This is a genomic window from Carnobacterium sp. GW821-FHT04C06 (assembly GCF_059420345.1).
Window position 1 is genome coordinate 42332 of record NZ_JBWKTN010000008.1, and the last position, 21445, is coordinate 63776.

General features: G+C 31.9%; 26 protein-coding genes. All 26 read left to right on the forward strand.

From position 1 onward, the window contains the following. The first annotated feature begins 182 nt into the window (after positions 1 to 182). On the forward strand, positions 183 to 530 hold the full coding sequence (locus AC07SW_RS12925; RefSeq protein WP_494633088.1) for a hypothetical protein: 348 nt from the start codon (positions 183 to 185) through the stop codon (positions 528 to 530). 26 nt (positions 531 to 556) lie between these two features. Further along, entirely contained in the window at positions 557 to 949 is a 393-nt protein-coding gene (locus tag AC07SW_RS12930; RefSeq protein WP_494633089.1) for a hypothetical protein, read from the forward strand. Then, complete coding sequence (locus AC07SW_RS12935) at positions 924 to 1616, forward strand: hypothetical protein (RefSeq protein ID WP_311780751.1); 693 nt, start codon at positions 924 to 926, stop codon at positions 1614 to 1616. The genes AC07SW_RS12930 and AC07SW_RS12935 overlap by 26 nt, the downstream gene beginning before the upstream one ends. A 334-nt stretch (positions 1617 to 1950) precedes the next feature. Further along, positions 1951 to 2160 (forward strand): hypothetical protein, encoded by a 210-nt coding sequence (locus AC07SW_RS12940; protein ID WP_494633090.1) that lies wholly within the window; start codon positions 1951 to 1953, stop codon positions 2158 to 2160. Next, the gene (locus AC07SW_RS12945; protein ID WP_494633092.1) at positions 2157 to 2870 is read left to right on the forward strand and encodes an ASCH/PUA domain-containing protein; all 714 of its coding nucleotides are present in this window, start codon (positions 2157 to 2159) and stop codon (positions 2868 to 2870) included. The genes AC07SW_RS12940 and AC07SW_RS12945 overlap by 4 nt, the downstream gene beginning before the upstream one ends. Positions 2871 to 2901: 31 nt before the next feature. After that, the gene (locus AC07SW_RS12950) at positions 2902 to 3099 is read left to right on the forward strand and encodes a DUF6906 family protein (RefSeq protein ID WP_494633093.1); all 198 of its coding nucleotides are present in this window, start codon (positions 2902 to 2904) and stop codon (positions 3097 to 3099) included. Continuing rightward, complete coding sequence (locus AC07SW_RS12955) at positions 3074 to 4078, forward strand: hypothetical protein (protein WP_494633095.1); 1005 nt, start codon at positions 3074 to 3076, stop codon at positions 4076 to 4078. Before AC07SW_RS12950 ends, AC07SW_RS12955 begins: the two co-directional genes overlap by 26 nt. Before the next feature lie 217 nt (positions 4079 to 4295). Further along, on the forward strand, positions 4296 to 4571 hold the full coding sequence (locus tag AC07SW_RS12960; protein WP_494633097.1) for a hypothetical protein: 276 nt from the start codon (positions 4296 to 4298) through the stop codon (positions 4569 to 4571). Between the two features lie 4 nt (positions 4572 to 4575). Further along, positions 4576 to 6153: an MSCRAMM family protein gene (locus tag AC07SW_RS12965; protein ID WP_494633099.1), complete on the forward strand. Its 1578-nt coding sequence runs from the start codon at positions 4576 to 4578 to the stop codon at positions 6151 to 6153. Between the two features lie 110 nt (positions 6154 to 6263). Beyond that, complete coding sequence (locus AC07SW_RS12970) at positions 6264 to 6470, forward strand: DUF5415 family protein (RefSeq protein WP_135018936.1); 207 nt, start codon at positions 6264 to 6266, stop codon at positions 6468 to 6470. 15 nt (positions 6471 to 6485) lie between these two features. Next, positions 6486 to 6806: a TrbC/VirB2 family protein gene (locus tag AC07SW_RS12975; protein WP_494633100.1), complete on the forward strand. Its 321-nt coding sequence runs from the start codon at positions 6486 to 6488 to the stop codon at positions 6804 to 6806. 70 nt (positions 6807 to 6876) lie between these two features. Beyond that, positions 6877 to 9249 (forward strand): hypothetical protein, encoded by a 2373-nt coding sequence (locus tag AC07SW_RS12980; RefSeq protein ID WP_494633102.1) that lies wholly within the window; start codon positions 6877 to 6879, stop codon positions 9247 to 9249. A gap of 2 nt (positions 9250 to 9251) precedes the next feature. Beyond that, a complete protein-coding gene (locus AC07SW_RS12985; RefSeq protein WP_494633104.1) occupies positions 9252 to 9674 on the forward strand; it encodes a hypothetical protein in 423 nt (140 codons plus the stop codon). Beyond that, entirely contained in the window at positions 9671 to 10054 is a 384-nt protein-coding gene (locus tag AC07SW_RS12990) for a hypothetical protein (RefSeq protein ID WP_494633105.1), read from the forward strand. The genes AC07SW_RS12985 and AC07SW_RS12990 overlap by 4 nt, the downstream gene beginning before the upstream one ends. 22 nt (positions 10055 to 10076) lie before the next feature. Then, positions 10077 to 10358, forward strand: a complete 282-nt coding sequence (locus AC07SW_RS12995; protein ID WP_494633106.1) for a hypothetical protein — start codon at positions 10077 to 10079, stop codon at positions 10356 to 10358. Next, on the forward strand, positions 10351 to 10881 hold the full coding sequence (locus AC07SW_RS13000) for a hypothetical protein (RefSeq protein ID WP_494633108.1): 531 nt from the start codon (positions 10351 to 10353) through the stop codon (positions 10879 to 10881). Before AC07SW_RS12995 ends, AC07SW_RS13000 begins: the two co-directional genes overlap by 8 nt. Positions 10882 to 10895: 14 nt before the next feature. Continuing rightward, positions 10896 to 13481 carry a VirD4-like conjugal transfer protein, CD1115 family gene (locus AC07SW_RS13005; RefSeq protein ID WP_494633109.1) on the forward strand — a complete coding sequence of 862 codons (2586 nt, stop codon included), beginning with the start codon at positions 10896 to 10898 and terminating at the stop codon, positions 13479 to 13481. A gap of 106 nt (positions 13482 to 13587) precedes the next feature. After that, on the forward strand, positions 13588 to 13845 hold the full coding sequence (locus AC07SW_RS13010) for a hypothetical protein (RefSeq protein ID WP_485402864.1): 258 nt from the start codon (positions 13588 to 13590) through the stop codon (positions 13843 to 13845). Positions 13846 to 13936: 91 nt separating this feature from the next. Continuing rightward, positions 13937 to 14200: a type II toxin-antitoxin system Phd/YefM family antitoxin gene (locus AC07SW_RS13015; protein ID WP_135018948.1), complete on the forward strand. Its 264-nt coding sequence runs from the start codon at positions 13937 to 13939 to the stop codon at positions 14198 to 14200. Then, a complete protein-coding gene (locus AC07SW_RS13020) occupies positions 14200 to 14466 on the forward strand; it encodes a Txe/YoeB family addiction module toxin (protein WP_311780809.1) in 267 nt (88 codons plus the stop codon). Before AC07SW_RS13015 ends, AC07SW_RS13020 begins: the two co-directional genes overlap by 1 nt. Before the next feature lie 30 nt (positions 14467 to 14496). After that, positions 14497 to 14988 (forward strand): hypothetical protein, encoded by a 492-nt coding sequence (locus AC07SW_RS13025; RefSeq protein ID WP_311780763.1) that lies wholly within the window; start codon positions 14497 to 14499, stop codon positions 14986 to 14988. Positions 14989 to 15062: 74 nt separating this feature from the next. Continuing rightward, complete coding sequence (locus AC07SW_RS13030) at positions 15063 to 17390, forward strand: pLS20_p028 family conjugation system transmembrane protein (RefSeq protein WP_494633111.1); 2328 nt, start codon at positions 15063 to 15065, stop codon at positions 17388 to 17390. Positions 17391 to 17398: 8 nt separating this feature from the next. Further along, on the forward strand, positions 17399 to 17701 hold the full coding sequence (locus tag AC07SW_RS13035) for a DUF5592 family protein (RefSeq protein ID WP_311780765.1): 303 nt from the start codon (positions 17399 to 17401) through the stop codon (positions 17699 to 17701). Between the two features lie 44 nt (positions 17702 to 17745). After that, a complete protein-coding gene (locus AC07SW_RS13040) occupies positions 17746 to 18318 on the forward strand; it encodes a TraC-like domain-containing protein (RefSeq protein ID WP_494633113.1) in 573 nt (190 codons plus the stop codon). 14 nt (positions 18319 to 18332) lie between these two features. Continuing rightward, positions 18333 to 20255: a VirB4 family type IV secretion system protein gene (locus AC07SW_RS13045; RefSeq protein ID WP_494633115.1), complete on the forward strand. Its 1923-nt coding sequence runs from the start codon at positions 18333 to 18335 to the stop codon at positions 20253 to 20255. Positions 20256 to 20267: 12 nt separating this feature from the next. Then, positions 20268 to 21419: a lysozyme family protein gene (locus tag AC07SW_RS13050; RefSeq protein WP_494633116.1), complete on the forward strand. Its 1152-nt coding sequence runs from the start codon at positions 20268 to 20270 to the stop codon at positions 21417 to 21419. The last annotated feature ends 26 nt before the right edge of the window (positions 21420 to 21445 follow it).

Sequence of the window (21445 nt, forward strand, 5' to 3'; positions counted from 1 at the left end):
GGCGAAGCAACAATGACTATTATAGTTATTACAAATTAAAATTAGTAACTATCAGCTGTTTACAACATAGTACGAGATTTACCATTTAACAGAGCAAACCAAGTTTTTTAACATTTTAAAGAATGTTAGAAACAACAAACACATTGCTAAAAGTTACCAAAAAAGAAATAAGGAGTTTCTTTATGGAGACATTAGAATTTAAGATATGCAATCTATACAATCGTGAATTAGAAAGAAAAGAAAAAGAACACAACCAAAACTATTATGTGAGTGGCGAGAAATTTTATCTTCTTGCTGGCTATGAATTAACCATAGGCTTGTATTATTCCCTTAGAAAGAGAGAAAAAAATGTTTCTTTTGATTCTATTATGAATTTGTACAGAATGGAAACGATAGAACTATATCAGTACATTTGTGAAAATGAAAAAAGAATTTCGGAATTAAAATTAATAAAAATATTATCATTAAAGACTCTAAGAAAAGTCCAAGATGAGAATTTAATTATTTTGGAAAGATCGGAATACATTTGATTTGTATTATGAAAGGATCTGCTTAAATGAACTTGAAACAAGAAATACAAAAAATTATGACCTTTATGAAAGATAGAATGGGCCGCAAGGATGTAACAAAGCTTGTTCAAGATATAGAAACACTAAAATGTTATGAATCAACACGAACAATGGTTTCAAAAAACGAACCAATTGTAACTTGTTACGAATGCAGAAAAGAAATCAAAAATAAAAAGTTAGCTGCAAATATAAGAGAAACTACGTTTTTCCAAGGAAAACCAACTATTAAGAAGAGAAACTTTTGTTCAGTAGGGTGTGAAGAGACCTGGGTGATTAGAAAAGTGGATTGTTCAACTAAACTCTTAAAATCGTTGGAGTGTTGGCCTAATGGATTATCAAAGGAGACTATAAAAGATGAGTTACAATCAATTTCAAGCTGAACTGAGTAAGATATTCTCTAGTAATTTACAACTACCAAGATTAATGGAACTGTTGTATGCAGCAATAACAATAATATGGATTTGTTTAGCTATTGGTTTTATAAGGAAATCTACTTTAGCATTTTCAGAAATAAGGGGCTTCTTAAAGTTTTTAATTTTAATAAGTTGTATTATTATAATTCTTGTTTTAACCGCAATTTTTACTACTTTTTGTAAAAATAATAGTGAACAAGAAAAGTTAATCAATACCTTTATAGAAGACTCTTCAAATTTTACTTGGAACGAAAAGAGAATAGATACATTGGTCCCTTTTCCCTCAAGTGATGGGATGGATGAGCTTGTATATTTAAAAATATGCAATGATATTTATGGATATAACAGTAAAAAAAATAATGAAATAGAATATCAGGAAGATAAAAATGAAAAAACTTCCAAATATGATTTGTATTCTGTCTTTTTTGGAGACGACAAAATCTACAATTATGAGCGTAGTGTTTATTGGAGTACGGATACAAAAAAAGTACATGACATTCCATCTAAAGTTAGTTACGAATACAAATTGAAAGAAGATAAATTCTACAAGAACAAAGATAAATTGCCACGTGAATTTTGGAGAAGAATAGAGAATAATCCAAAAGAAAAAATAGTTTTTTACATTCCAAAATAAGAATCAGGAATGAGAAAATAATAAATCCTAAATAAAAAGAAGAATCATTCCTGGCGGATGGTTCTTTTTTTGTGGTCAAAGGAGAACTAAATATGGAACAGAAAAAAAAAGCAAATTGATGAAGAAATTTATCGATTAGGGGATGTCGTTCGTTTTAAGTATGAAGGAGATTGGACAACAGGGCTGTTAGTATCTTTTATTCCAAACGGAATGAAGATAACACCATTAGTCAATACCAGAGTTCGGAAGAAAATAAATTCTTACGTTACAGGATATAAAAACATTCAGAAAATTTATTGATAAACCAAACAATAGAAGGAAAGAGAGTGATTTTATGATTAATACGTATTTAGAGTCAGTATTGAATGAGTTAATGCAAGAGAAAAAGATTTTAAAAAGACAGGAACTTAAATCTATCTTTTGGCTAAGGGAACCGCGTTTTATTGTCAAAGCAAGGGATATAGAAATCAAAACTGTTAATGAGCTGATAAATATCACAAAAATTGAGATGACGAAAATAAAAAAAAAACGTACACAGATTTGAAGCAAACTCTTAACCAATTTGAAGGAGATCCTAAAGGGCTACTTGAATTTACAACTCTAGAAAATAAAAAACAATTACAAGGTTATTTAAGTTCTTTAACTGAAGTAACTTACAGAAATGGATTTAACGATGAAACATTAATCAGAAAAATAAGAGATCGGACTGTTTACGAATTTTTGTTAACGGAAGGGAAAATCGACTTTACCAGAAAAATTGATAAATTGGAATTTAAAGCAAAACGTTTGGAAAGTAAACTTCAAAAGGAATTTATTAACAATAATAGTATGTTAATGAATGACGAAAAGCTTGAACTACTGATAAAAAAAATTAATCAAAAGTTAGAAGAAAACAGTCAAAGAAATGAACATTCATTAGAAATTGAACACTTACTAGATATAGACGAACTAAATAAAATTCGTTCATTTATTGAAAAAGAGTTGGTAAAAAGAAAAATTCCAAAAAATAAAAACAGAAGAACTCACACACTAAAAACAGAGCCAAGTTATTTTGAAGCCGTACTAAATGGATCTAAGAAATTTGAGATTCGAAAAAATGATCGGAACTACCAGGTAGGTGACTTTCTGCTTTTACAAGAGTGGGACCCGAAGGAGTCAATGTATACTGGCCGTTCGGTATTGGTAAAAATAATCTATATGAGTGATTTTAAACAAAACGAGGGATACGTTGTTCTTTCAATAGAGGTTCAATAGATAAAAATAATGTACTAGAGGAGAAAATACTATGAAAAAGAAATTAAATCCAACCACAAAACAATGCAAAATCTTACAAGCAAGTGGTCTTGATCCAACTCATTGGTTTGTGATAAAGAATTTGAGTGATCGATTAATCGTTGTGAATCGATTTTTAAATACCACTCATGAAAAAATTGTTTGGAAGGAGAGGATTAGTCAAGATGAATCAATTAAAAGTGCAAATTGAAAATTACAAAAACACTTGGAAAGAACCAGGATACAAAAAAATTAAAATGTACACGTTAATATGCTGGCTTGAAAAAATTATTAAGTATATTGCGGGTATGGGAGGTATGGCCCTTTCGATATGGTCATGTAAAAACCTGTACTCAATGTTCATTATGGAAATTAAGCAAAGTTTATTTTTGATGTTAGACCCTTCTAAGCAAGAAGAATTTACAAAATTTTTGGAAGACATTGGTGCTAATTTTAGTGCATTTGTGGCGATTGTGTTTTTCTTACTTATTTTGATAAACTGCCTACAATTTATGGCCCCAACGGTAGGCTTTAACGGTTCATTTTTAAGGGATAAGGTCACTATAGAGAAACCGAATTTTAGAGTAAAAGAAACAAGAACCCTTGAAAGTGAGTATAAATCGTTGAGGATAAGAAGGATAGTAATTTGTTTTGTAGGGATATCCTTAGTAATGATCCCATTCAATGAAGTGTTTCCAAGAAAGCTTAGTTATTTTGTTGTCTTTGCTGTACTAAGCTTTCTTATTTTCCAGGGAGTGAAGCGATTTATTCTTTTGCGATTAGCGAAAGAGTTCCAATACGGGCTGGAATTGTTAACGACTGAAAAAGACTTTCTTCGTTTAGATCAACGAATAGGGTCTATTTTAAAATTACCAACTTATTATCTCCCATTTTTAAAAGATTCTCATGTTCAATTAACACATGAATTAATTAAACCGCCTGCTGACAATCAAGGACTTTCCAATGAAGAGGATAACGAAAAAGATACGGAATCTTTAGTATATTGCAAGTTTATGAAAGAGTATCAGTTTATTTTTTCTCCTATTCGAGTTCAATATGAATTGCCAATTTATTACTTTAAAAACAAAATAACACTTGAAAATCACGAAAATTCATTAAAGGAATTTATCGGGGATACGAATTACAAAAAACTAGGTTGTTTTGTCTATTTAAAGGATAAACCTAAATAAAACTATGAAAATAACATCTGAAAGAGGTGATAGAAAATGAGTGAGTGTGAATATGCTTCTAGAAGTCCCACATAAGAAAATAAGCAATAAATAGATAGTGATTAAGGTTGAATAGCATTACGAATAATAAAAATTCGTATTAGCTATCATTATAGAAGAAACTCAACGTACAAGTTTTGTGCGTTTTTTTGTTTCTGTTAAAGAAAGTTGGAATGACATGCAACAAGAAATGACCATCCATCGAAAAAACATTTCAAGAACAGTTTATCAAAAAGGAAAATTAAGTATTGAAAAAGTTGTTCTAACTGAATCTTGTTCAAAAAAATATCCATGGATTAGCCAATTAGTATCAGGTCAAAGAATAAAAATTGTAGATACAAGTAGAGGTAGTTCATCTATTTTATATGTTACTCTACGAAAAATTGAAATTACAGAAAGTCGAACAGTGCATCTGTATTTTGCAAATAAAAATAAAAAAAAAGAATTGAGATGATAAAATGATTAATTTCAAAATGAAAAATAAAATTGCGACGTCTATTTTAACGCTTAGTTTAGCTTTAGGAAGTTTTTTATCTGTTGCTAGCGTATCTGCTAAAGGGGAAGAAAATTTTTCTGCTACAAAGCATACAATTAGTATTTTAGAAAAAGATATCACTTATCTTAAAAGTGAAAAAGATGGTTCAACTCCAGTGCGTATGGTAGATCGTTTAAGAGATGAAAACGGAATGGCAACGTTCTGTATCAATTTTGATCTTCCTTCCCCACCAGGGTTAGAAGTTGAAGGGTTTGAGCAATTAGATAATGCAACCACTTATCTAATGAATGCTTTTTATCAAGGAAATCCAAATTTAACCGGTGATAAATCAGTCGATGAATATATTGTGCAAGCAACGATTCACAATATTAAATCACCAAACAGTTTTTCATTAGATAGACCATTTATCGATGAAAAAGGTATCTTACCAAGAATTAAAGCTTTAAAAGAAGAAGCTCTTAAAGCGCCAGCTCCAAGTGTTCCTGTGTACGATAACAACTTAAGTGTTGATAAGAAAGATTTAACCTTTAAATTAGTAAATGGAAACTATGAATCTAACGTAGTAACTGCAACTGTAAAGGGAGATTTACAGTCTAGTACCGTTACTATAAAAAATGCTACACCAGGTACAAAATTAGTAAATGAAGAAGGAAAAGAAGTAAAAACTGTTACTAATGGATCAAAAGTGAAATTACTTGTTCCTGAAAAAGAACTTCAAGGAAAAGCATTATCTCCTTCAGTGTCACTAAAAGGACACTTTTCTAATGCGTACAAGGTAGCGGTACGTTTCGGAGGGAATGAAGGGTATCAAGACGTAGCTTCCTATGAATCCAAAGAATTCGCAGAAGATAAAGAAGCGACTATTAATGGGAAAATTGATGCTGTAAAAGGTTCTGTTAAGTTTGAGAAAAAAGGATCTGATGAAAAGTTACTTGATAATGTTAAGTTTAATATCCTAGCTGCTGATGAAAAAACAGTAGAAAAAGAAGTAACTACCAAGGATGGTAAAGTACAATCCAATGATTTATCTTACGGGGTACATTATTTAGTTGAAGTAAGCACATTGCCCAATTATGTTCTAAATGGTGAAAAAATTCCATTTACAATTAATCACGATCAAGAAGTCATTGATTTAGGAACTATTTACAATCAATTGAAAAAAGGAAAAATTATCATTCACAAAGTGGATAAAGAAGGAAAACCCTTAGAAAATGCAGAATTCACACGTATGGATGAAAATGGTGAAACAGAAGTAAAAACCTCGGATAAAGATGGATTAGTAGAATTTGATATTGAAGCTGGACATGTATATTCAGTTGAAGAAACTAAAAATCCTGAAAATTATAAAGGGACGTTTAAAGAAGAGAATATTTCTGTAGAAAAAGATGGTCAAATTTTTGAATATTCAGTAGAAAATCAAAAAATTGAAAAATCAGAACCACTACCACAAACAGGCGAACCTAAGCTAATTATTGGCGTAGTTGGCCTAACTATGATTGCAGCGGGTTGTATTGGTTTTGTTATTTGGAAAAAAAATTAGTTAAATAACCGTTTTAAGTAAATTTAATAGTAATGATTAAAGAGAATTTTTATCAAAAGATAAAAGTTCTCTTTTTATGTAAAAAAAATCATTGAAAGTTGGGAATAATCATGGCTGGAAAGAAAAAAGTAAAACCGTTTTATGAAGAAGCTGCTGAAAAGATTTTAGAAAGAAAAGGCCAATCTTACAAAGAGTGGAAAAATAATAAAATAAGTGAACGTAAAATGGCGGTATTGCAAGGTACTGACAAAGAGTGGGAATCAAAAGTAACTGAAGAAGAATGTTACAAATTAATGGCTAAAAATATTCAACAATAGGAAGGAAGAAAACAAATGAAATTGGTATTTATGCAAAGGTTAGTAGAAAAAGTTCAAGAGGCTAAAACAATTGGAGAAGTATCATTAATGAATTGGGCTTTAAATGATTTTGGGGATAGCGTAATCAATGGAATCAATTCATTGATTACTACCGCACAGAAAATAGCACCCGCTGCATTTGCAATTTGTTGTATCGGAGCTGGGTTTCTCTTCTTTGCTGGTCGAAAAGGAGCAGATACAGCAAAGCCATGGATTTTATATTTAATCATTGGCATGGCATTTATTTTCGGAGCGATTTCATTTGCAGATTTCGCAAAAACCAGCACTCAATTTTAGATCCTAATAACCTACTAAGATAGGGGAGTTTGGGTACTCCCCTATTTTTACATTAAAAAGGAGGAAAAAAATGAAGAACTATTCCATTAAGTTTACAAAAGCTGACAAAATCGTAAAAAAACTAAAAATCATTAAACTAAAAAAATCATATTTGTTACTGGAATCTGAAAGATTACTAAAGGAAATATATCCTGAACTTGATTCAATAGATGCTACAAGTTTTAATGTGTCTTTAGAAATTATGGAAGAGGAATCGGATCAAGAATTTGAGTTCGATAACTTAAAAATTAATTTTAAAGAAAATCCTGAATCATTGCTTTCTATCATTACAGAAGATATTTATAAATCTATGGAAACAGCAACGGAAGAAGAGGTAGAAATTCTAGAAGAGTTAGCAGATGATTTACAAAATCAACTAGAAGAAGAACAAACTCATCCAGAAAAATTTAAGATAAATGAACAAAAAGGATTATCTTTGAATTTTTTCAAAAAGAAAGAAGCAAATGATCAGTCTTCAGCGCCTTACAATTCAAGTTGGGAAGAAGTCACGGAATCTACTAAAGAAGAGCAAACACCAATCGAAACAGAAGAACCTAAAACTGAAATTGTATTTGAAGATCCAACTTCTTTAGCTGTTGAATACGACGATGTAAATGATAATAAAGAAGAAATGAATTCTATTCCTCCAGGGGAAATTACAGATAAAAAAGAGCAACAAAAAATGGAATACATTTCCAGGGTTAATGGAACATACAAAAAAGCTTCTGAAATGCAAAAAAACAGCATTTTAAGCTCTTTAGAAAGCTATTCAGACTTAACATCCAATGGAACTTCCGATGCAATAGAAGTGATTTTAACAGGATTAAAAGAGCAATCACAAAAAGAAGAAGAAATGTTGTTAGATCATTTTAATTTAAAGGAAAATTCAACTAATCTAAGTCCTTTCGAACAAAAGAAAAAAGCCTATTTAAAAACCATTAAACAACCTAATTTCATGTTGTCGCTTGTAAGTAATTTTGAAAAAAATGTTCGTACACTAGAAAATAAAGCGAGTCAGCAACTAGTAGGAAAATTCCAATCCAATAAAGAATTGCCACTAGAAGAAGCAATTGAAGACAAATTGAACAATTATAAAATTGAAGTTGCTCAAAAGGCACAGACTAAACTAAATCAAGTAAGTGAATCAATTGAAAATGAACATGTAAACGAGAAAAAGCAGCTTGAAATTCGTCACGAAAATGAAATGAAAAAATTAGAGTTGCAGCAAAGCAATGAAATTGAAATGCTTGATCAACGTTTTACACAAAAGAAAACAACAGAAGAAGAAAAAGTGAAAAAAGAAAATACTGAACTTTTACAACATGAAATTGAAGAAAAGAAAAATGAATTTCTTCAGAACGAGATCCAAAAAAGAGAAGAAGAATTATTGCTATTCAAGAAACAAATTTTGGAAGGTTTTTCACGAGGGCTGCAAGATATTATTAAAGCTGTTAAAGAGACACAAGAATCCTATTATGACGATTTAGAGGCACGTCTTCAAGAAAACGAAGAGAAATGGTTGACCGAAGTATCAAGAGAGCAACGTCTACAAATGAGACAAGCAGAGCAACAAATTTCCCAAGAGTCTAATCTTCTAAAAAAACAAGAACTAGAAATGCTTGAAAAAGCAAAGCAAAAAGAAGGAAATCGAATGGAAAATAAAGAGTTTCTACTCTCTGAAATCTTAGATTCAAATGATCGGCTTCATATACAACTTCAAAGAGAACGTAGAGAAAGCCAAGAATTTCAAGAAAATATTCAAAGACAACTGAAGGAAATAGAAAAATCTAAACTGGAAAATATTAGTGAAGCAAATAGTAAAGCAGCACTAGCTTCTGAAACTATCTCAGAAGAACAGCCAAAGAAAAAGAAAAGATTTATTTTACCTTTAGTGATTGGTATTTGCGGTCTATCTCTTATGGGAACAACCGGTTATTTTGGTTATTCAATTTACCATGAACAAGAAGTGAAGATGCAAAAACAAGAGAAAATAGTAAATGAACTAAACGCAAAATTAAAAGAACAATTAAAAACAGAAAAACAAAATAATGTTGAAACTGTTGAAAAAGATAAAAATAAAATTCCACTTGCTACTTTGTTAGAAGAATCCCGCTACATCGAAGCTGCTGATAAATATCCTGATCGACTGGATGAAATAGAAGCACAACTTTTTAAAGATAAAAGTGTTAATCAATTAATGGCCTTTAATGTTTTATACAAGTCACAGAACGGATCATTAGACCAAGCTATTTTGGAAAATAACAATGAAAAAATTATTCAAGAATATGAAGTTCATGAGAAAAAAGAAAGTCTGACGAAAGATCAAGAAAAATCAATAGCTCTTGCATACTTTACTAAAGGAAATACCGAAGAAGGCAATCAAGTATTGAATGGAGGCAAATAGGTATGTTAGATAAGAATTACAATATAGAATTAGTGACTTTAGATTTATCTAAACCAGGAGTTCCTTTTGACCCCTTAAAAATTGTTTTTGAATTAGATAAAGAAAATCCGAAGAGAATTAAAATGATTAAAATGTGGGAAGAACTGCAGCTTGAAAATTTAAAAGCGGTTTGTAAAGAAGAACACTTTGAAAAACTTATTATTGATTTTGAGAATATCGCACCTGAAAATTCAAAACAAATTGTAGAACACCTAAAAAGATATTTAGTTGTTATTCCAAGTAGAAACATTCAAGTAGTGGTTGTTGAAAGAAAGAACAATGAATTTTACAACCAATTAATGAAGCGGCTTGAAACAGATAAATATGATTTTTTTTCTGATGTTAAAAGACTTAAAGGGAAAGATATTTCGGGGGAAGAAATATGAAATTAACAGCTAATCAATTAGGAATGATTTTACATGGCATGTATATGTCAGACTACTTTAAAACAGAAGATTTAGAAAATTCTCTAGAACAGCTTATTGCAGATAAAAAGACAATTGTGGTAGTTGAAAATGAAGAGCTAAATTCGATTTTAAAAAATGAAACAGGGTTAAAATCAATTGATATTGACAAAATTCAAATTTTAACTAATACGATTACACTGGTCGATACCTTTACAGTTCAACAAATAGATTCGCTTTTGCAAATGAAACCTAAACTGGATGCTTTGAAAATAGATGTAGGGTTTATTGTTGATTCCAAATTATTTGAAATATTACAGTTGAAAAAAGAAAATTTACTAAAAATAGAAAACGAAGTATAAAAACGAATTGAAGGAGTATTAAATGCGAAAACTTATTTTAAAACTGAAACTTTTTTTTAATCGAGAAGTAACTGGCAAAGAATTTGTTGAATTAAATTACAAGAAGCTAACAGATCCTTTTGAACAAATTGAATTTTTAAAAAGAGAAAAGAGATATGAAGAAAAAGGTTCTTTTGTATTACAAAATGGTAAAGTATCAATTATTTCAGTATTTTCAGTATCAAACATTTCAAAAAAATCAGAACATGTTTTTTTCAAAATTACCAATGATTCTAATACTAAGGAGGAAAATTTAAATGATTAATGCTAATAATCTTATACAGTTGGACGGATACATTCAGAATATTTCACTAAAAGGAAATCAAACGTTTTTTAACATGAAAGTGAAGAGAAACTACAAAAATACGAATGATCAAAATGAGAAGGTTTACTTCACAGATATTGTTCCATGTAAGATAAGTGGTCCGAGTCAAGAATACGTGGAGAACTATATTACTGATGGGCAAAAAATTAAAGCATTAGGTTCAATGGAATCTTATAAACAAACGATTATTGACGGAAAGCTACAATCTTTTGATGCTGAAAAAGGTCCAACAATTTATCGTCAAATCGTATCGGTAGAGACAATTCAAAGTCAAGAATCTAAAGAAAAGGCTATGGAACGAATGGAATCTTTCAAAAACAAAGATATAACCGACAAACAAAATCATGAGATTGCTTCTACTGAAGGGGAAAATATATCTTCTACAACTATTCCACAAAAAAATGATTCGTATCAAGACAAACAGGAAACTGAGTTTGATGCGGACGACTACTTTCCTTCATGATTGGAGGATAAAACATGAAAAGAAAAAGAAAATTAAGCGCAAAATTGAAGCGGAACCGTCATTTTAGAAAGTTTTCTCTTTTGAAAAAAAGAGGATACTCTATTAAGGGTGAGGATTTACCTGAAGAAACACGAAGGCTTAATCGAATAGGATTGATAGGCTCGTTCATTACATTTACGGGTCTATTTTTGATAGGTAACTATCTAATATTGAGTTTAAAAAAAATGTGGCCCGTAGTTAAAACATTTTTTACAAGTCGTTTTTCGTTAGCTGAGTTTGAGCAGAAATACGATCAAGTGAAACCATTTCAACTATCTAATATGTTTCAATTCAAGCTGACAGGGTTCAGCTTATTTTTATTGATATGCTTATCAATAATTGCTGCAGTGTATGTCTATTTGAAATTATCGTATCGATTTAAAAAATTACACCATGGACAAAAAGGTGACAATCGATTAGCAACTTTAGAAGAAATCATGGAACAATATCATGAAATACCTGATAGAAAAGGGGCTTTTAAAGGTATTGGTGGGGTTCCCATTAGTCACTATGACGATCATTATTATATTGACACAGATACAATTAATACTTGTTATTTAGGGGTATCCCGTTCAGGTAAAGGTGAAATGTTCGTAACGATTTTGATTGATATTTTATCTAGAGCGATGATCAAATGTTCTATGGTGTTAAATGATCCTAAAGGAGAATTATATGCCGCCTCAAAAGAGACATTAGAAAAAAGAGGTTTTAATGTTCAAGTTCTCAACATTTTAGATCCAATGCAGTCCATGAGTTACAATCCCCTTCAGTTAATTATTGATGCCTGGGTACAAGGGGATAAGGCAACAGCGCAGCAACTTACAAATACATTGACTTTCGCTCTCTATAATGATCCGAATGCGGGTCAAAATAAGTTCTTTAACCAAGCTGCACAAAAAGCGGTAAACGGTATTATATTGGCTCTCATTGAAGAATGCGAGAAGACTAATGAGTTCGAAAAAGTAACAATGTTTAACGTAGGACAAATGCTTAATGAACTAGGAACCACAAATTGGGTCGATATGGAAACGGGACAAGAGAAAAATGGATTAGATGAATACTTTAACAACTTACCGCAAGGAAATGTAGCTAAGTCACAATATGCGACTACAAACTTTGGTAGTGACAAGGCAAAAGGAAATATTTTGGCCACTGCAAATGAAGGATTAAGTATTTTCCAATTTGAAACGATAGGAAAAATGACTTCTACCAACAGTTTTGATCTGAAATCAGTTGGATTTCCCAAAACGTTACAACTTAAGTTTTCAAAAGACATGTTAAACAAGCGGATGACTGTAAAATTCATTAGTGCTAAAAATAATCGGATACTCGGCGTTGAATCCATTAAGCCAAATTTACAAGGTATCGTCAATCTTAATTTTAATTACAATTTAGAAACAGGAGATACGATTAGAATTACATTTAGAAACAAAGGGAAGAAGGAAGAGGCTGTTTACCAAGTAAATAGACAGTTGGATCCTGAAACTAAAGAATATCAACGTAAAGTTGATATGCGATTAGTTTTAAGCACATTGACGAGCTTAGAAACGGTTAAAATGGACTATTCAGATAAACCAGTTGCCGTCTTTATGATCACTCCTGATTTCGATGAATCGATGCACGTTATTGCAAGTATTTTTGTTAAGCAGCTTTATACAACATTATCTCAAAATGCTTCAATCACTAGAGGGAAAAAATGCTTTAGACGTGTACAATTTATTTTGGATGAATTCGGTAATATGCCAGCAATTGAAGCCATGGACAACATAATGACTGTTTGTTTAGGGCGTAATATTCTTTTCAATATTATTGTACAAAGTTATAGTCAATTAAAAGGTTTATATGGAGATACAGCTGGTGATACAATCAAGGAAAATTGTCAAAATCATATTTATATTATGAGTGGGAATATGGAAACGATTGAGGAAATTTCTAAAAAAGTTGGTAGACGTACGGTTGAAGGTAGGACTTCCAATGATAAACAAATGGAAATTGGAAATAGTCATAATCGATCAGCGGAAGAAGAATATCTCATAACCACTGAAAGGTTAAGTACGTTGATTGAGGGAGAAACAGTCGTCATACGAAACTTGCATAGGCAAGATATTAAAAGAAAAAAAATACGACCATTTCCAATTTTTAATACAAAAGAAACTTCAATGCCTTATCGTTGGGAATTTTTATCTGAAGACTTTGATACAGATAAAGATATCAATTCATTTGATATTCCTTCAGAACATACCCATCTAGATTTAGGAGAACTTTCGATTGATTTTGCAAGTTGGTTAGATGAGGATGGCGTAGAGTTTGAAATTCAGGAAGATTTAAGAACAGAACAACAAACAACTACAAAAATTGGAGAATTAAGATCTAGCATACTTTCAATTTTGAATAAGAGTAATGCTCAAAATGATACAATTAAACTCTTTATGAGTTCAATAAATGAAAGTGACCGATATACACTAGAAAAATTATGTCAAAATATTTCAGATCCTGAAGTACAGTCAAGGATTTCTGCATATGTTAGTGAACTTATTGAGTTGCAAAAAAATGTCGCTTAGTTAATTCATATGTAATAATTTTTTTCTGACTATTAGCAAAAAGTATGAATTTGTTAGATGGTAAAAGTGATTTAACAAAAACTATTTGAAAGGATGAACCCAGGTTATGCAATTCCGAATAGAAAAATCTGCAACATTTATTAGTGAAGATGAAGCATTCGAATTTGGGGCAAAAAGAGTAACACTGAAGGGCGAAGAATACTCCAGATTTATCGTTGAGATTGTTTCCACTGAAGAATTAATTTTACTAATTCAAAAAGTAGCAACTAAAGGATATGAAGTTGTTGTGAAAATAGATTACTATCACAAATCTCCAAATATACCCGTTCTTGAATTGATACCAACGAGAGAGTCTTTTATTTAGAGTAGTTATTGTTATAAAATAATTGACGTACTATGTTAAGTACGCTATAATTGATTTATAATAAAAATACAAATAGAAGGTTGGGATCATTATGGCATCGACTGTATTAAATCCAAGTAATGCTAGAAAAAATTTCTACCAATTATTAAAAGATGTAAATGAAAATCACACTGAAATTGAAATTGTGAGCGATAAAGAAGAAAATAATGCAGTTTTGATTAGTAGAAAAGATTGGGACTCTATTAAAGAAACTCTTATGTTGGAGCAAACTGGTACTCTTGATAAAGTTCGTCAAAGAGAACAAGATTCAACAGGTTTCACAAATATGGATGATATTGATTGGGACAATTTGTAATGAATCAGTACGAAGTTAGAATAAAAAATTCAGCAAAAAGTGATTTAAAAAAATTAAAAAATTCAAATCTAAAAGAATCTTTTATGAAAGTGTTAAGCACTTTAAAGGAAGATCCTTACAAACCGACTCAATCATTTGAAAAACTACAGCCTAAATCTGCTGGTCGTTATTCACGTAGACTTAATAACCAACACAGGGTTGTTTATACAGTAAATGAAGAGACGAAAACAGTAGATATCTATTCAGCATGGACTCATTATGAATAGAAACCATATGAAAGGGTTTAGGTGAATTCAATGAACAAAATTATTAAATTAATTGGAGTATTCGGGATAATCTTGTTGATTATATCAGGATGTGGTAAATCAACAGCTACTAAAGAAGAAAAATCTATTTCCGATGATTTTTTTGAGAAGGGTGAACTTTACAAGATTAGTGATTCAAAAGAGAATACTTCTTATTTTGAAGTAACCTCCAAAGAAAAAGGTATGTTAACGGTTTATGATTTAGAAAATAATCGAAAAGAATACCAAGTACCATATGAAACAGAAAAAAAAGAAGATGGATATCTTCTTTATAAATTTGATGGCCCAGTTATAAATGACGACAAGCTCTTTTATAATGGTGCGTATAATGATACTAAAGACTATTATCTAGTTAAGATTGATGGAGATTTTTATTTTGTTTTAGATCGTTTTGTAGAAAAAGAAAGTGGAAGTTTAAACAGTGATAAAACAAAAGCAGCCCTTAAGAAAAATACGCTTAGAAGAATAGAAAAAGTGAAATAAGAGAACTAAATACAGAAAAGAAAAACGATAAGGCATTTATGCTTTGTCGTTTTTTTGTTGGAAAGGGGAAAGTCATGAATAATTTTTTTATTATAGCTGCCGCAGATAATAATCAAGAAATTATGGATTTTTTACAGAAATTTCAAGATTGGATTCAACATGCAGATATATGGACGTGGATATGGAAAAATGTTGTTTGGGCGATAGTTAGAGGCCTGTATACATTATCATCGCTTGCAGAAAAAAGTGTTGATACGATTCTCACACTAGGTGGATTCTTAAACTATGGCCCCATACAGAATATTTACATTGCGATGCAAGTAATAGCGGGTAGTGTCGTTGCGATAATGTTAATCATAGTAGGTTACAAAAAAATGTTTAACTCACCAATAAAAATTAAACAAGTTGTGTTTCGGACGGTTATGGTTTTTTGCTTAATGGTTGAACTGCCAGGTTTAATGACATGGGGGTTAGATATTTCCAAACAATTTTTCAATGAAAGTAAAACAGCTGGAGAGGCAACGACTACAACTAGTTCGTTGTCTTTTGCTTTAATTAAAGATAATACAACTGATTTAGCGTATGTAGCTTCAAAAGATTTTAAACCCTTAGAAGAAGGAGATACTATTATCAATGCGCCAGGGCAATCAGGTGTAATTGTTCCAGAGAAGAATACATTGACAGAAGAAATGTTTAAACAAATCCCAATGTCAGATGTGATAATTCCTAAAGATGCAAAGGAAATGGGCAGTAGAGCTGAATATTTAGGCTATCAAATGACTTATGACTATGACGGAACGCTACAAGCTGCAAAAATAGAAAATGGCTTCTTAGATATGTTTAAAGAAGGAGTATTTCGGTACCCAGCACAGTTTCCAACAATTATCATGGGTTTAATCACTTTAGGATTAGCCTATATGATGGCATTGTTTGTACTTGCTCAAAATATGGTAGAACTAGGATTTAAAAAAATCCTATTTCCTTTAGTTGCTGCGTCAGACATCGAAACAGGCCAACGAACAAAAGTATATTTACAAGATATATTTCAAGCACTGATGGTGATTCCGTTAACGGGAATCAGTTTGAGAGTATTTACAATATATTATGCGTTTGTTGCTACGTTAGGGCTTAATTGGTTCTTATTTTCAATTGCTAGCGTTGTAGGGATGCTTGTTTGTATGAATGGTACAAATACTATTGCAAAACACTTTGGTGTAGATGTAGGCGTTAAAGATGGCCTAAAAGGTATGCTAATGATGATGGCAGCAGGAAAACTTGGAAAAGATCTTGTATCAGGAACAGGTAAGACTGCTAAGTCAGTAGCGAATAAAGGACTGGAGGCTACAGAAGAAGGGTTTAAACAAGCTAAGAAATCAATCCGAGACACCAAAGATAATATTGATAAAGGTGCAAATAAAATTGGAGAAAGTATGGGGCATTTATCTGAACGAGGAGTTTCAGGGTTTGTGACTGATAAAAAAGAAGCAATGAAAGAGGCGGCTTCAGCTAAAAAAGAAGCAGCAAAAGAAAGTATTGATTCTACAGTAGCAAAAGCGACAAAACCTATAAAAGATGTTAAAGATAACTTTAATAAAGGTGTTGATTCAGGAATCGTTGAAGGATCTACTAAAAACGCAAAAGCAAAAGAACCAGCTCCAACAACTCGTGACTCAGTTCGTAATGAAGATGATCCTCAACAAAAAGGATATGGGAAAGTTAATCCTGGTAAAGAACAAAGCTTTGGAAATGATAATAATAATAAAGGTGAAACCAATCAATTTGGTAACACAAAGGTTGCTACACCTAAAGATAGTGAATCTAATGGAATTTCTAAGTCTTTAGCGGAGCTTAAAGTAAATAGTTCATCTAAAGTTGAAGGAAAAGCTGAAGGTGGAAATATGATTAGTACAAAACCATCGGATAGTAAACAAGATACACTCAAAGCAAAATTAGATAATCAAAGTGCTATTAAAGGAAATAGTCCTACTAAAATTGAGGTAACCTCTCATGGAACTCCTAATTTAAATGCTGGAACACTATCTTCAAATTCAACAACCACTGAAGGGAAATCAGTTTCAGGAAGTAATGGAACAACTCAACAACAAGTAAATGTAAAAAATGAAAATCAAGTAAAACAAGATGTTCAGCAAGTAACCAATCAAAATAAACAAGTATCAGAAAATTATCAAACGACTACTCAAAACCATACAAGACAAGAAACTACTCAAACAACAAATACAACTAATCAAAATAATCAGAGTAACAAATTAGCGAATGATAATTACGATCCAGTGCGTCCATACATTTCAGTGGGTCCAGGCAGTAAAAGTTCTACAGGTCGATCTAAAGGACATGGGGAATTTACTGTAAACTTTGATGATTTATTCAACGGAAAGGAATGACATAAAGGATGAATGATTATTCTAATTTAAAAATACCACGAGATATAAAAGCCCAAGTAAAGCTATATATGTTTTATTTAGTGGACATTATGGTAGTTGTGGGCTTGATTTATGGAGGTTATATGTTTCAGAATATGGTGCAATTTACTTTAGGCCACTATGCAATGCTTCAAGTAACCAATTTTAGCTTAGGAATTTTTTTGTGTGCCAAACCATCCTCTTGCCCCGAAAAAAGAAACATTCAAGTAATAATGCAGCTATTAATGAAAGATCAAAGAAAATATGTAACAGAAGACTATTCAAACGAATAGTCTTTTTTTATATCAAAAATAAAAATTAAAAAGGAGAAATCAGTATGATCAATGTAAAATCAACAGAATCTAAAAAGAAAAATAAAACTGGAATTGCTTCAGCTGGACTGACACCAGTCATTGAATTGTTGCCTTATAAAAGATTAGACGGAAATTTTATTGTTGACCGTGATGATCATTATCAAGTTTATTTAAAAATTGGAACACGTAATGTATTTTCTCTAAGTTGGGCCGAAAAAACACAACTCATGAATCATTTAACAACTTTAGTCCGATTGTATGCAGAAGACCTAAGTATCTTTTCCTTAATGTTCCCAGCGGGAACAGAACCACAACAAATTTTTTGGAATCGAAAACTAATGCAAGCAAGAAAAGAACGGAATCATGTTCAGATCAAAAGTTGTCAAGAACAAATTGGCCGCATGTTATGGGTTGAGAAGAACTTAGCCAATTTAGAATTTTTCTTAATCTTGTATGCAGATAATAAGCAAATGATGTCGGATAAAGTCAGAGACATTAAAAGAAACGGTGGATTTAATCTAGAAATTTCAGACGTGGGCCAAGAAACAATCGAAAAGGTATTATTTAAACTCAATAACATGAATACAGATATTTAGAGAGGGGAAAATGTATGAATTCCAAACAAATTACTGCATTAAAAAAAGCTGGTTATGACTTAGATTTCATTGAACGAATTCAACCACAAGGTGGAATTCGTTTTGATGAGAGATATGTGAAAGGAGGAGATGGTTATTATGCTTGTTTACACGTTTATCGTTTCCCTAGAAATGTTCCACCATTTTGGATGACAAACCTAACCGAAAACATTAACACCATTGCTATGATGGATATTTCAACAGCAAATAAAGAAGAAGTCATTTCAGCAGTAAATAGAACATTAAGCGAATTTTCAGACCGAATGGAAAGTGAACGTAAGTACACAGATCGTAACGATGCTTTAGACGAGTTTAAGCAGCTGTCACAATTCGCAAGTGAAATTACACAGGGAGGAGAAATTATTAAACTTATGCACGTTCGTATTTTCTTAAGTGAAGATACCTTAGAAGCATTAGAAAATGAGATCTCTGACTTAAGGAAAAAATTAAATAGTATGGATTATAAAGCGACAACATTCCTTTTTGAACAAAAAAGTGAGTGGATGTCGCTTTTTACATCTTATGGGGATCAACAAAAAGGAATTAATAGTCGTAAAGGCATTTCGATTCCGTCACAAGCAGTGGGAGGGGGATATCCATTTAATCACCAATACCTATTAGATCCATGGGGAGGACATATTGGAACAACAGGTACCAACGGCGCTTTTGTGTTTGATCCATATCGAGTAACTGAAGATAGAACGTCTTTCTCAGGTATGGTGTTAGGTATGCCTGGATTTGGTAAATCAACTTTCCTAAAAATGTTGGAAGATATGTTAGTAGGTCGCCAAACAATTATCCGTGGAATTGAAAAAAATCGAGATTGGTATAACTTAATTGAAGGTCAGGAAGGGGTTATTCTTGATTTAGCGGGAACCGATGGCATGATTAATCCGTTAGAAGTATTTGCGACTAAAACAGATAAAAGTGGCATGTACATTGACGAGCTAGGAAGCTTCATGATGCACAAAAGTAAGTTTGTTTCTCAGGTTCGCTTTATTAATCCTGAAATGACATCGATAGAAGCACTTGAATTAGGAAACTTATTAGAAAACTTTTATATAGAACGAAAATTGTTGGAACCAGGATATATGAACAATCGAGCATCTATCAAAATTACAGGATTAAAACCAAGTGAATACCCAACTATGAACGAGTTTTCAAGTTTTTTAGATGCAGAATTAAAATCAGCAAAATATGAATTTGCGACTGTCAGTAAGAAAGAAGGTCTTGAAAGAATTCAAACGGTCATTCATTCTATGACAAAAGAATACGGGGCTTTATTTAATGGACACACAACACTTGAAAACTTTGAAGATGAACAAATTCTATTTTTTGATATTGATGGAATTAGTTCATTTGATAAAGAAATTTTTAATTGTCAATTATTTACGGCTCTCACAATTATTTGGAACCAGGCAATGAAAAATGGACGAAGAATGAAAAATTTATTATCTGAAAAGAAAATTGCTCCTGAAGACGTAACTTATTTCATGTTTTTTATGGATGAATGTCAAAATATAATCAATGCACATAATATTTTTGCCGTAGATTATGTTGTTAACTTTCAAAAAGAGATGCGTAAGTTCTCTGCTGGTGTTTATTTTGCGACACAATCACCGCAAGAAATTTTACCTGAAGGAACAAGTAGTTCTGACATTTCTAAGATTAAGCAAGTATTTGAGTTATGTCATTCTAAGTTCTATTTAAACCTAGACGAATCCGTTATGGTACGAATGAAAGAAGTTTTAGGAAGTTCATTGACTGAATCAGAATATGAGTCGTTAACACGACTGAAAAAAGGGCAAGTCTTTTGTACATTAGGTGGCAAAAATAAATACACCGTTAACGTGGATCCAACCGAAGATCAATTGGAACGTTTCGCTGGTGGCCATTAAGGAGGAAGCTCATTGAGAAAGAAAATGAAAATACTCAGACTCATGCAAGGAAAAGCAACGAGGAAAGATAAACTATTATTGGCTATGAAGCTCATAGGGGGATTTTTTTCCTCTGGTGGGCTTATTTTAGTTGTCTGTTCACTTTTCCTTGTCATTATATTAGGAGGAGGCGTAGGAAGCCAATCAGGCGGTAATATGGGCGGTGGAGGCGCAATAGGAAACAAAGATCTTTCAGAAGCAACTCTAAGTTTTAAAGGAATGGTTGAAAAAGAATGTGCTAAACAGGGAGTTCCTGATTTAGTTCCTTATGTTTTGGCAATCATCCAAGTAGAAAGTGGAGGAAGTGTTGAGTCTTCAGGTGGCGATATTATGCAAAGTTCAGAAAGTATTGATCCTAATCATCCAGGACTGATTACATCCCCCGAAAAGAGCATAGAAGCAGGGGTTAAACATCTAGCTGGAAATTTTAACTCAACGAAACAATTTGGTCAAGATATTTGGGCAGCAATAGCAAGTTATAACTTTGGTGGAGAATACAATACCGTTTGGATGGCTCAAAAAAATGAAACAAAATGGACCTATGATAGTGCTGAAAGTTATTCAGCATACAAAAGTGGCGGAAAAAAAGTAGATTATAAAAATGCTGTGAGTGTTCCTATTAACGGTGGATGGAAATATTATTATGGAAATCAATTTTATCCATTATTGATTAAACAATTTATTACTGAAGGAGCAACAGGTGGTGGAGGAACGTATTCATTACCAGTTGATAATCCAATTATTACGTCTCCATACGGTCAACGGCCAGCAACGTCAGTAAGCCCACCACAATTTCACAAAGGAATTGATTTTGGGAACCCGTATGGCACAGAAATTAAAGCAGCAATGGATGGAACAGTCGTCATCGCTCAGCAAGATGGTGTTCCAGTGTCAGGCTATGGTATAGCAACCGTAATTCAACATGACAACGGACAATGGACATTATACGCACACCAATCAGAGCAATTTGTAAAAGTTGGAGATACTGTTAAACAAGGCCAAGTCATTGGAAAGTTAGGATCCACAGGACAAAGTTCAGGGCCACATTTACATTTTGAAGTACGAACAAGCCAAAATGGTGGTGAAGGAAATGTCGTAGATCCAGCGCCATTATTAGGTCTTTGATAAAAATAAAACTGAGGTGAATGATT

What these genes read in the sequence shown, in the direction of transcription:
- AC07SW_RS12925 (WP_494633088.1), top strand. Translation starts at nt 183, where the DNA reads ATGGAGACATTAGAATTTAAGATATGCAATCTATACAATCGTGAATTA.
- AC07SW_RS12930 (WP_494633089.1), top strand. Translation starts at nt 557, where the DNA reads ATGAACTTGAAACAAGAAATACAAAAAATTATGACCTTTATGAAAGAT.
- AC07SW_RS12935 (WP_311780751.1), top strand. Translation starts at nt 924, where the DNA reads ATGAGTTACAATCAATTTCAAGCTGAACTGAGTAAGATATTCTCTAGT.
- AC07SW_RS12940 (WP_494633090.1), top strand. Translation starts at nt 1,951, where the DNA reads ATGATTAATACGTATTTAGAGTCAGTATTGAATGAGTTAATGCAAGAG.
- AC07SW_RS12950 (WP_494633093.1), top strand. Translation starts at nt 2,902, where the DNA reads ATGAAAAAGAAATTAAATCCAACCACAAAACAATGCAAAATCTTACAA.
- AC07SW_RS12955 (WP_494633095.1), top strand. Translation starts at nt 3,074, where the DNA reads ATGAATCAATTAAAAGTGCAAATTGAAAATTACAAAAACACTTGGAAA.
- AC07SW_RS12960 (WP_494633097.1), top strand. Translation starts at nt 4,296, where the DNA reads ATGCAACAAGAAATGACCATCCATCGAAAAAACATTTCAAGAACAGTT.
- AC07SW_RS12965 (WP_494633099.1), top strand. Translation starts at nt 4,576, where the DNA reads ATGATTAATTTCAAAATGAAAAATAAAATTGCGACGTCTATTTTAACG.
- AC07SW_RS12970 (WP_135018936.1), top strand. Translation starts at nt 6,264, where the DNA reads ATGGCTGGAAAGAAAAAAGTAAAACCGTTTTATGAAGAAGCTGCTGAA.
- AC07SW_RS12975 (WP_494633100.1), top strand. Translation starts at nt 6,486, where the DNA reads ATGAAATTGGTATTTATGCAAAGGTTAGTAGAAAAAGTTCAAGAGGCT.
- AC07SW_RS12980 (WP_494633102.1), top strand. Translation starts at nt 6,877, where the DNA reads ATGAAGAACTATTCCATTAAGTTTACAAAAGCTGACAAAATCGTAAAA.
- AC07SW_RS12985 (WP_494633104.1), top strand. Translation starts at nt 9,252, where the DNA reads ATGTTAGATAAGAATTACAATATAGAATTAGTGACTTTAGATTTATCT.
- AC07SW_RS12990 (WP_494633105.1), top strand. Translation starts at nt 9,671, where the DNA reads ATGAAATTAACAGCTAATCAATTAGGAATGATTTTACATGGCATGTAT.
- AC07SW_RS12995 (WP_494633106.1), top strand. Translation starts at nt 10,077, where the DNA reads ATGCGAAAACTTATTTTAAAACTGAAACTTTTTTTTAATCGAGAAGTA.
- AC07SW_RS13000 (WP_494633108.1), top strand. Translation starts at nt 10,351, where the DNA reads ATGATTAATGCTAATAATCTTATACAGTTGGACGGATACATTCAGAAT.
- AC07SW_RS13005 (WP_494633109.1), top strand. Translation starts at nt 10,896, where the DNA reads ATGAAAAGAAAAAGAAAATTAAGCGCAAAATTGAAGCGGAACCGTCAT.
- AC07SW_RS13010 (WP_485402864.1), top strand. Translation starts at nt 13,588, where the DNA reads ATGCAATTCCGAATAGAAAAATCTGCAACATTTATTAGTGAAGATGAA.
- AC07SW_RS13015 (WP_135018948.1), top strand. Translation starts at nt 13,937, where the DNA reads ATGGCATCGACTGTATTAAATCCAAGTAATGCTAGAAAAAATTTCTAC.
- AC07SW_RS13020 (WP_311780809.1), top strand. Translation starts at nt 14,200, where the DNA reads ATGAATCAGTACGAAGTTAGAATAAAAAATTCAGCAAAAAGTGATTTA.
- AC07SW_RS13025 (WP_311780763.1), top strand. Translation starts at nt 14,497, where the DNA reads ATGAACAAAATTATTAAATTAATTGGAGTATTCGGGATAATCTTGTTG.
- AC07SW_RS13030 (WP_494633111.1), top strand. Translation starts at nt 15,063, where the DNA reads ATGAATAATTTTTTTATTATAGCTGCCGCAGATAATAATCAAGAAATT.
- AC07SW_RS13035 (WP_311780765.1), top strand. Translation starts at nt 17,399, where the DNA reads ATGAATGATTATTCTAATTTAAAAATACCACGAGATATAAAAGCCCAA.
- AC07SW_RS13040 (WP_494633113.1), top strand. Translation starts at nt 17,746, where the DNA reads ATGATCAATGTAAAATCAACAGAATCTAAAAAGAAAAATAAAACTGGA.
- AC07SW_RS13045 (WP_494633115.1), top strand. Translation starts at nt 18,333, where the DNA reads ATGAATTCCAAACAAATTACTGCATTAAAAAAAGCTGGTTATGACTTA.